7 protein-coding genes are annotated in these 9267 nt (G+C 70.4%); 2 read left to right on the top strand and 5 right to left on the bottom strand.

Translation table 11 applies throughout. The annotated features are described in order from the left end of the window. Positions 1–41: 41 nt before the first annotated feature. From GH736_RS11675 to GH736_RS11655, 5 genes are all read right to left on the bottom strand, one after another. Positions 42–1706 (bottom strand): acyl-CoA dehydrogenase family protein, encoded by a 1665-nt coding sequence (locus tag GH736_RS11675; protein WP_159603412.1) that lies wholly within the window; start codon positions 1704–1706, stop codon positions 42–44. 75 nt (positions 1707–1781) lie between these two features. Then, entirely contained in the window at positions 1782–2783 is a 1002-nt protein-coding gene (locus tag GH736_RS11670; RefSeq protein WP_235934072.1) for a glycoside hydrolase family 43 protein, read from the bottom strand. Next, complete coding sequence (locus GH736_RS11665) at positions 2780–3682, bottom strand: carbohydrate ABC transporter permease (RefSeq protein WP_159603410.1); 903 nt, start codon at positions 3680–3682, stop codon at positions 2780–2782. The genes GH736_RS11670 and GH736_RS11665 overlap by 4 nt, the downstream gene beginning before the upstream one ends. Next, on the bottom strand, positions 3679–4701 hold the full coding sequence (locus tag GH736_RS11660) for a carbohydrate ABC transporter permease (protein ID WP_159603408.1): 1023 nt from the start codon (positions 4699–4701) through the stop codon (positions 3679–3681). Before GH736_RS11660 ends, GH736_RS11665 begins: the two co-directional genes overlap by 4 nt. A gap of 1 nt (position 4702) precedes the next feature. Continuing rightward, entirely contained in the window at positions 4703–6010 is a 1308-nt protein-coding gene (locus GH736_RS11655; protein ID WP_159603406.1) for an ABC transporter substrate-binding protein, read from the bottom strand. Between the two features lie 181 nt (positions 6011–6191). On the opposite strand from GH736_RS11655, the gene GH736_RS11650 reads away from it, so the two are divergent. Both GH736_RS11650 and GH736_RS11645 read left to right on the top strand, forming a co-directional pair. Continuing rightward, positions 6192–7202 carry a LacI family DNA-binding transcriptional regulator gene (locus tag GH736_RS11650; protein ID WP_159603404.1) on the top strand — a complete coding sequence of 337 codons (1011 nt, stop codon included), beginning with the start codon at positions 6192–6194 and terminating at the stop codon, positions 7200–7202. An 85-nt stretch (positions 7203–7287) separates the two neighbouring features. Continuing rightward, complete coding sequence (locus tag GH736_RS11645) at positions 7288–9111, top strand: glycoside hydrolase family 2 TIM barrel-domain containing protein (RefSeq protein WP_203230737.1); 1824 nt, start codon at positions 7288–7290, stop codon at positions 9109–9111. The last annotated feature ends 156 nt before the right edge of the window (positions 9112–9267 follow it).

Here is a 9267-nt window from a genome sequence, read left to right as displayed (position 1 = left end):
CCGCGCCCCCGGCGCAGGATGGGATGGCGCGCTGCCGGCACTCAGGCTCGCGCGAGGATCGCCGCCGTGTCGAGCCCCGGCGGGAGCGCGCCGTAGAGGAGTCCGCCGTCGCCCTCGATGCGGGTGCGCACGAAGGCGTCGGACACCGCCGCGGGCGCGTGCTGCACGAGCAGCGACGCCTGCAGCACGAGGGCGAGCCGCTCGGTCAGCTCGCGTGCCCGGGCGGCCGCGCCCGCGGCATCCGACGACACCTCGAGCACCACCGCCTGCGCCTCGGCGATCTCGAGGTCGAGCGCCGCGTGCTCACCGGTCGCCTCGGCGACCACCGCGAAGAACGCATCGAAGGCGTCGGGCTCGCGAGCGAGCACCCGCAGCACGTCGAGCGCGATGACGTTGCCCGACCCCTCCCAGATGGCGAGCAGCGGCTGCTCGCGGTAGCGCCGGGCGAGCGGGAACGCCTCGGTGTACCCGTTGCCACCGAGGCACTCGAGCGCCTCGGCGGCATGCCCCGGACCGCGCTTGCAGATCCAGTACTTGGACACCGCCGTCGCGAGGCGGCGGAACGACTGCTCGCTGCCGTCGGCATCGGCGTCGTAGGCGCGGGCCAGGCGCATCGCCGTCACCGTCGCCGCCTCGGACTCGACCGCCAGGTCGGCGACGACCGCCGTCATCGCCGGCTGGTCGACGAGCAGCGCCCCGAACGCCGCGCGGTGCCGCACGTGCCACGCCGCCTCGGCGACCGACTGGCGCATGCCTGCGGCCGATCCGATGACGCAGTCGAGACGGGTCCGCGTCACCATCTGCACGATGGCGGCGATGCCGCGTCCCTCCTCGCCGACGAGCCACGCGGTCGTGCCGTCGAGCTCGATCTCACTGGACGCGTTCGAGCGATTGCCCAGCTTGTCCTTCAGGCGCTGGATGCGGAACACGTTGCGCGACCCGTCGGGCAGCACGCGCGGCACGAGGAAGCAGCTGAGGCCGCCGGGCGCCTGCGCGAGCACGAGGAACGCGTCGCTCATCGGCGCGCTGCAGAACCACTTGTGGCCGGTGAGCCTGAACTCGCGCCCCCACGCGTCGTCGATGCCGGTCGCCTCAGCGCGCGTCGTGTTCGCGCGCACGTCGGACCCGCCCTGCTTCTCGGTCATCGCCATGCCCAGGAGCGCGGAGGACTTGTCGGGGCCGCCGAGTTCCGGCTCGTACTCGCGGGTCAACAGCCGCGGCATCCAGTGGTCGCGAAGCCCCGATGTCGCCAGCTCGAGCGTCGGCACGGCCGCATGCGTCATCGACACCGGGCAGGCATGCCCTGGCTCGACCTGCGCGAAGAGGAAGAACGCGGCGGCGCGGTCGACGTTCGCGCCGGGTGCCGGATCCGCCCACGCCGACGTGTGCGCACCCGCGCCGATCGCGGCCGCCATGATGCGGTGGTAGGCGTCGTCGTACTCGACCTCGTCGATGCGCCGGCCCCACCGGTCGTGGGTGTGCAGCACCGGCGCGTGCGTGTTCGCGCGCTCGGCGTCCCGCTGGAACGCGGCCGTGCCGACGTGGCGGCCGACGTCGTGCAGCGCGGATGCCGCGGTGTCGTCGACGTCGGCGTCGGCGGCACCTCTGCCCCAGCGCGCCACCGCCTCGACGAGCGGCGCATTCGCCGCGTACTCGTCGACGCCCTCGCGGGGCGGCACCTGGTTCAGGACCTCATGCGTGATCATCGGCGACCTCCGGATGCCATTCTGGCCCCCGGATCACGCGCCGTGCGAGCACACGTGCGGGCAGGCGTTCGAGCGTCAGGGCACGACGACGCGGGGCGTTCCCTCGTCCCAGGCGAGCGGCAGCGTGTAGACCTTGCGCGCGAGGAAGTCCGGGTCCCAGGCGTGGAACACGAACACGTCGTCGCCCGCGGCATCCGTCACGATGTCCTGTCCGCCGGGGCCGATGAGCGCGCCGTCGGTCGAGTCGGTGGAGAAGAACGGCTCGGGGTCCTTGGTCCACGGCCCGGCGAGCGCCGGCGCGGTGGCGTGGCCGACCGCGTAGGTCTCGTCGCCGTAGGAGTTGGCCGAATAGAAGAGGTGGTACACGCCGTCGCGCTTCACGAGCGTCGGCGCCTCGATGAGGTCGCCCTCCCACTCGAGGTCCTGCTTCAGCAGCCGCATCGGCGGACCGGTGAGGCTCAGGCCGTCGGCGCTGAGAGGCGCGGTCTGCAGCCAGGTGTCGAGGCCGCAGCAGTTGCCGTCGTTCTTCCACACCAGGTGCAGGCTGCCGTCGTCGTCGCGGAAGGTCGACGCGTCGATGGCGCCGCCCTCCTCGTCGGGACAGACGAGCATGCCGTCGCCCTGGACGACGAACGGGCCGGTCGCCGAGTCCGCCGTCGCGACCGCGATGCACTGGCGGGACGGGGAGAAGTTCGTCGTCGTCGTGTACATCACGAACTGCCCGGGTGCGATCTCGGTCACCTCGGGCGCCCACGTCTTGCCGGGGATGACCCAGTCGGGCAGCTCGGGAAGGGCGTCGTCGTCGAGCACCTCCCACTCGACGAGGTCGGCCGAGCGCGCGACCTGCACGTTCCGCATGGAGTCGTTCGTCGCGTAGAGGACGTAGCCGTCGTCGATCGCGAGCACGTCGGGATCGGGGAAGTCCTCGTCGATCACGGGGGTGAACGGCGATTCGGATGCCGCATCGGACGCGGCATCCGTCGCACCATCGCCGGCACTCGCCGAGCACGAGGCGAGTGCCGCCGCGGCGGCCAGCGCGAGGCCGGCCGCCGCGACGCGTCGGAGCGTGCGCGTCACCCCTTGAGCCCCTGGCGCGAGACGCCCTCGATGATGAACCGCTGCAGGAACACGAACAGCAGCAGCACCGGGACGCTCGCGATGACGGCGCCCGCCATGAGCAGGTCGTACCGCACCGCGTTCGCCGACTGCAGCGTGCCGAGGCCCGCCGGCAGCGTCTGCACGTCGGCGCTGAACAGCACGTACACCGGCCAGAGGAAGTCGTTCCAGTTGGTGAGGAACGCCAGCAGGGCGAGCGTCGCCATGGCGGGCTTCGACAGCGGCAGGATGATCCGCAGGAAGATGCTCCAGCGGTTCGCGCCGTCGATCAGCGCCGCCTCCTCGAGCTCCGCCGGCAGGCTCAGGAAGAACTGCCGCATGAAGAACACGCCGAACGCGGATGCCGCGGTCGGGATGATGATCGCAACGAGGGAATTCAGCCAGCCCAGGTTCCCGACGATGAGGTAGTTCGGGATGATCAGGATCACGGGCGGGATGAGCAGCGTGGCGATGACGATGCCGAACACCAGCCCGCGCCCGCGGAACCTCATCCGCGCCAGCGGGTAGGCGGCGAGCGAGGCGGTCACGACCACCAGCGCCGAGTGCAGCACCGCCGCGATGAGGCTGTTCGAGAACCAGATCAGCACCGGGGTGCCGCTCGCCGTGAGGATCGTCTCGTACGCCTGCGTGGTGAACGGGTTCGGGATCCAGCTCGGCGGGATCCCCGCGGCATCCGCCCGGGTCTTGAACGACGTCACCAGCATGAAGATGATCGGGCTGATGTAGAGCAGGGCGAGCACCGCGAGCAGCAGGTAGCGCAGCACGATGGCCCACACGGGGGTGCGCCCCGTGCGCGCGTCGCCCTGCCGTTCGACGGCGGTCACGGCGGCCGGCGTGGCGACGCGCTCGATGGCGGTCATCGCAGTGCTCCTTCCTGGACGGCCGACGGCTCCTGCGGCATCGGCTTCTCCTTCTTCTCGCGGAACAGCCAGAAGACGATGACGCTGACCACCATGAGGAAGAACGTCAGCACGTAGCTCATGGCCGCGGCGTCACCCATCTGGAAGTTCCGCAGCCCCGTCTCGGCGATCTGGTAGATGGCCGTGCGCGTCTCGCGTCCGGGTGCGCCCTGCGTGATGATGTAGGACTGGCCGAACATGTTCGCCGAGGCGATCAACGTGTTGATCGTCACGAACGTGAGGATCGGCCGGAGACCCGGCAGCGTGACGTTGCGGAACTTCTGCCACGAGTTCGCCCCGTCGACGGATGCCGCCTCGTACAGTTCTGCGGGAATGTCCTGCAGCGCCGCGAGGTAGATCACCGAGTTGAACCCGAGCGTCCACCACACCGTGACGCCGACGAGCGCGACCCAGGCGGCCGGGACCGACGTCGTCCACGCGGTGTCGTCGGGCAGGCCGAACAGGCCCAGGTAGTAGTTGACGAGGCCGATGTTGTTGTCGAGCAGGTAACGCCACATCAGGCCGACCACCGCGACGCCGAGCACGTACGGCGCGAAGTAGACGGCGCGGAAGAAGTTGCGCCCCGGGAACGACTTGTTCATCAGCAGTGCGACGAAGAGCGGCAGCACGAGCAGCAGCGGCACGCTGAAGACCGTGAAGATCGCCGTCGCGCGCATCGAGGTCCAGAACGAGCCGGAGTTGACCGAGTTCGGATCGAAGAGCTCGACGTAGTTCTCGCCGCCCACGAACGGCTTGTTCGGCAGCGTGTAGTCCCACTCGTGCAGGCTGATCCAGATGCCGAACACCGAGGGCACGATCACGAAGACCGTGAACAGCAGCAGGTAGGGCAGCAGGAAGAGCCATGGCGTGAAGGGCTTCTGGCGGGTGGGCGACACCCCGGCGCGCCGGGCGGCCGCCCCATCGGATGCCGCGGTGGGCGCCTCCGTTGCGAAGGCGCCCACGCGCGTCTGGGTGCTCATGTCAGCCGCCGAACTTCTCGAGGTTCTCCTGCATGAGCTTGGTGGCGCGATCCGCCTCGCGCTGCAGCGCCTCTTCGGGGCTCGCCTTGCCGAGGACGCCGTCGGCGACCGCCACCTCGAGGGTCTCCGCCTGCACCGGGCCGAGGCCGGGCACCGCGGGGAGGAAGTGCATGTTGTCGATCTGCTCGGCGATCGGCTCCTGCACGGTGCCGCCGATGACCGACGAGCGCACCGACTCGCGAGCCGGGATCATGCCGGCGCCGGCCCACTCGCCCGAGTTCTCGCTCATCCACGCGATGAACACCTTGGCCGCGTTGACCTTGTCGTCATCAGGGCTGGCCTGGCGGGGGAGGAAGAAGTTGTGCGAGTTCGCCCACACGGCCGGGTCGCCGCCGATGGCCGGCACGGGCGCGGCCGCGAACGGGATGCCCGACTCCTTCAGGTCGTTGATCTGCCAGATGCCGTCCCAGGTGATGGACGTCTCGCCGTTCTTGAAGGCGACGTACTGGGCGTCGGCCGCGACATCCGCGGGGCTGTAGCCCTCGTCGACCATCGACCGCATCCAGGTGAGGCCGTCGACGCCCTCGGCGGAGTCGAAGGTCGCCTCGCTGCCGTCCTCGGAGTACGGCTCGCCACCGGCCTGCCAGATCAGCGACAGCTCCATGAGGTGCGCGGGCCAGAGGGCCGGCATCCAGAACGGCGTCTCGTACCCGGCGGCCTTCAGCTTGTCGAGCGCCTCCTGGAAGGACGCCTCGTCGGTCGGCGGCTCGGTGATGCCCGCGGCCGCGAAGTGCTCGGTGTTGTAGTACATCGCGAGCGAGTGCACGTCGAGCGGGATGCCGTAGCGGGCGTCGTTGTACACGCCGGCGTCCCAGACCTCCTTGCTGAAGTCGTCGCCGCTCAGGTCGAGCTCCTTGGCGAGGTCGTCGACGGGCACGATGACGTTGCGGGCCGCCATCGTCGCCAGCTGGTCGAGGTGCATCACGCCGACGTCGGGGCCCTCGCCCGCCGTCACCGCCGCGGGCAGCTTCTGGTAGAAGTCGCTCCACTCCTGCGTCGTGGACTCGATCTTGATGTTGTCGTGCTCGGCCATGAACTGGTCGACCATCTGCTCCATGAACGGGCCGTCACCACCGGTGAATCCGTTCCAGTACTGCAGGGTGACCTCGGGGCCGTCGTACTCGCCCGTGAACTCGCCACCGGCGCTCTGCGCGCCGCCCTGTCCGCTGCAGCCGGCCAACGCCAGCGCGCCGACGGCGGCGATGGCCGCCCCCTGCATGAACCTCGTGAACCTCAGCCTCTTGCCCACCGGTCGTCCTCCTCGTTGAAAACGGTGTCGCGCAGTCGCGCGGACCTGCCGTCGAAAGTGACGGCCTCAGACAATGTACAGCGCTGTAAAGTGATCTGTCGAGTGGGTTGATTTCTCGCGAGGGTGTACCACCGGCGCGCGTTCGGCCGCACTTAGACTCGTTTCGACGTGAGGAGGGGCGATGGCACGGGTGAGGCTCATCGACGTCGCCGAGCGCGCGCAGGTGTCGATGAAGACGGTGTCGAACGTCGTCAACGGGTACGCCCACGTGCAGCCCGACATGCGGGCACGCGTGCAGGCCGCGATCGACGAGCTCGGCTACCGGCCGAACCTCACCGCCCGCCGCCTGGCCACCGGGCGCACCGGCATGATCGCGCTCGCCATGCCCGAGATCGACCACCCGTACTTCGGCGAGATGGCGAGCCACCTGGCGGAGATCGCACTCGCACGCGGCTACCGGGTGATCATCGAGCAGACGCTGAGCGATGCCGCCGCGGAGAAGGCCGTGCTGCAGGACCGCGAGGCCGGGCTGGTCGACGGCGTGATCTTCCAGCCCACGCGCATGGCCACGCTCGATCTGGCGCGCCTGCACGACGATCTCCCGGTCGTGCTGCTCGGCGAGATCGACGCGCCCGTGACGACCGACCACGTCATGATCGACAACGTGGCCGCAGCCTTCGACGGCGTGCGGCATCTGCTGAATCTCGGTCGTCGGCGCGTCGCGTTCCTCGGCCTGGTGGACGGCGACATCACGATGACGAACCGGCGTCGCCTGCTGGGCTACCAGGAGGCGCTCGTGGGCGCCGGGGTGCGACTCGATCCCGAGTTGGTGCTGCAGGCGCGCGGATTCGACTCCCACGACGCGGAGGCGGCGGTCGAATCGGCGCTCGACCGCGGACTCGACTTCGACGCCATCCTCTCCCGGGACGACCGGTTCGCCGCAGGCGCGCTGACCGCGCTGCGCCGCCGCGGAATCGCCGTGCCCGACGACGTGGCGATCGTCGGCTGGGACGACAGCGCCATCACCGGGTACACGAGCCCCACGCTGACCTCGGTGGCCCCCGACAAGCGGGCGCTCGCGACCCGGGCGTTCGAGCTCCTGCACGAGCGCATGCACGGGCATCACGGCGCCGGCCGCCACATCGTCGTGCCGCACGGCATCTCCGTGCGCGCCAGCGCGCCCGGAGCCTGACCCGGCCGCCGACTTCCGGCGTCATCCGGGCAGTTGCCGATGTCGTGACTTTACAGCGCTGTAAGGATGCGTCATGATTCGATGCATGCGTGATTCCTCGACGATGCGGGCTTCCCTGCAAGACGGCACCTACCCGCGCCCCCAACTGATGCGCCGTTCCTGGTGCGACCTCGGCGGCGAGTGGGAATTCGCGTTCGACGACGACGACACCGGGCTCCGGTCGGGTTGGCACCTCGGCGAGACACCGCTCTCCGACCGCATCGTGGTGCCGTTCCCTCCCGAGTCCCCCGCGTCGGGCATCGGCGACACGGCCTTCCACCGCGTCGCGTGGTATCGCCGGGTGATCGAGCCCCAGCACCTGCGCGCGGCCGGGCTCGACGACGACGCGCCCGGCGTCGTGCTGCACTTCGGCGCGGTCGACTTCCGCGCCTCGGTGTGGGCGAACGGGCGCCTGCTCGGCTCACACGAGGGCGGCCAGACGCCCTTCTCGTTCGAGCTCCCCGAGGACCTGCTCGGCGGCCCCATCGCACTCGTCGTCCGTGCGGAGGACGATCCGCACGACGTCTCGCAGCCGCGCGGCAAGCAGGACTGGCTGGAGGAGCCCCACGTCATCTGGTACCACCGCACGACGGGCATCTGGCAGCCGGTCTGGCTGGAGGCCGCGGCATCCGACCGCGTGACCCGGGTGAACTGGATCCCCGACGTTCCCGGCGCGAACGTGGCCCTGCAGCTGCGCCTCGAATCCCGGCCCACGCGGCCGCTCTGGCTCGAGGTCGAGATCGAGCATGACGGCGAGGAGCTCGGCACCCTCCGCACGCGCCTGACGGAGCCCGAGCATCGCCTCGTCGTCGCGCTGCCCCGCCAGGCGAACGGCCAGGGCTACGAGCAGCTGCTCTGGTCGCCCGAGCGCCCGACGCTGCTCGACGCGCGGCTCCGGCTCGTCGACGAGGCGGGCACCGTCGTCGACGACGTCGCCTCGTACCTCGGGCTCCGCAGCGTCGACGAGCACGGCGGCCGCTTCCTGCTGAACGACCGCCCCTGCTTCCTCCGCTCGGTGCTCGAGCAGGGCTACTGGCCCGAGTCGCACCTCGCCGCGCCGAGCGCCGACGCACTGCGCGCCGAGGTGCAGCTCATCAAGGACCTGGGCTTCAACGCGGTGCGCCTGCACGAGAAGGTGGAGGACCCACGCCTCCTGTTCTGGGCCGACCGGCTCGGCCTCCTGGTGTGGGGCGAGATCGGCAGCGCCTTCGAGTTCTCGCCGCGCGCGATCGAGCGCACGGTCCGCGAGTGGATGGACGTGATCGCCCGCGATGCGGCGCATCCGTCGATCGTCACGTGGGTGCCCGTGAACGAGAGCTGGGGGGTGCAGCACGTGTCGCACGACCCCGCGCAGCTGCACTACGTGCAGGCGCTCTTCCACCTCACCAAGGCGCTCGACCCGACGCGGCTCGCCGTCTCGAACGACGGCTGGGAGCACGCGGAGTCGGACCTCCTCACGATCCACGACTATGCGACGACCGGCTCGGCACTGCGCACGAGCTACGCGGATGCCGCCTCGATCGAGGCCATGCGCGAGGGCGTGGGCCCGGCGGGACGTCGCCTCGTCGCACTTCCCGCCGGCACCGGCGGCAAGCCGGTCATGGTGACCGAGTTCGGCGGCATCACCTTCGCGCCCGACTCGGACATCGAGACCTGGGGCTACTCGGTCTCGGGCTCGGCCACCGAGTTCGAGGAGCACCTGTCGGAGCTCGTCTCGGCGCTGCACGCCTCACCCGTGCTCGCGGGGTTCTGCTACACGCAGCTCACGGACACCCGCCAGGAGGCCAACGGCCTCGTCGACGAGCGGCGAGTCCCGAAGCTGCCCGTCGAGACGATCCGCGCGATCATCACGGGCCGGCCGCAGGCCTGAGCACGACCGCTCAGGCCGCGTAGGCGCGGAGGAACGCGGCGGCGCCGAGCTCGGCTCGCTTGACCGCGCGGGCCGCCGTCGCGGCATCCGTGTCACCGGCGACGTCGAAGAGGGCGCGGTCGAGCGACGGCCCGATCGCGAGGAACGCGAAGTGCT

It is taken from the genome of Agromyces humi (assembly GCF_009720255.1).
In the GTDB taxonomy this organism is placed as follows: Bacteria; Actinomycetota; Actinomycetes; order Actinomycetales; family Microbacteriaceae; genus Agromyces; species Agromyces humi.
The sequence above is the reverse complement of the archived record's forward strand: the minus strand, read 5'-3'. Positions and strand labels throughout refer to the sequence as shown.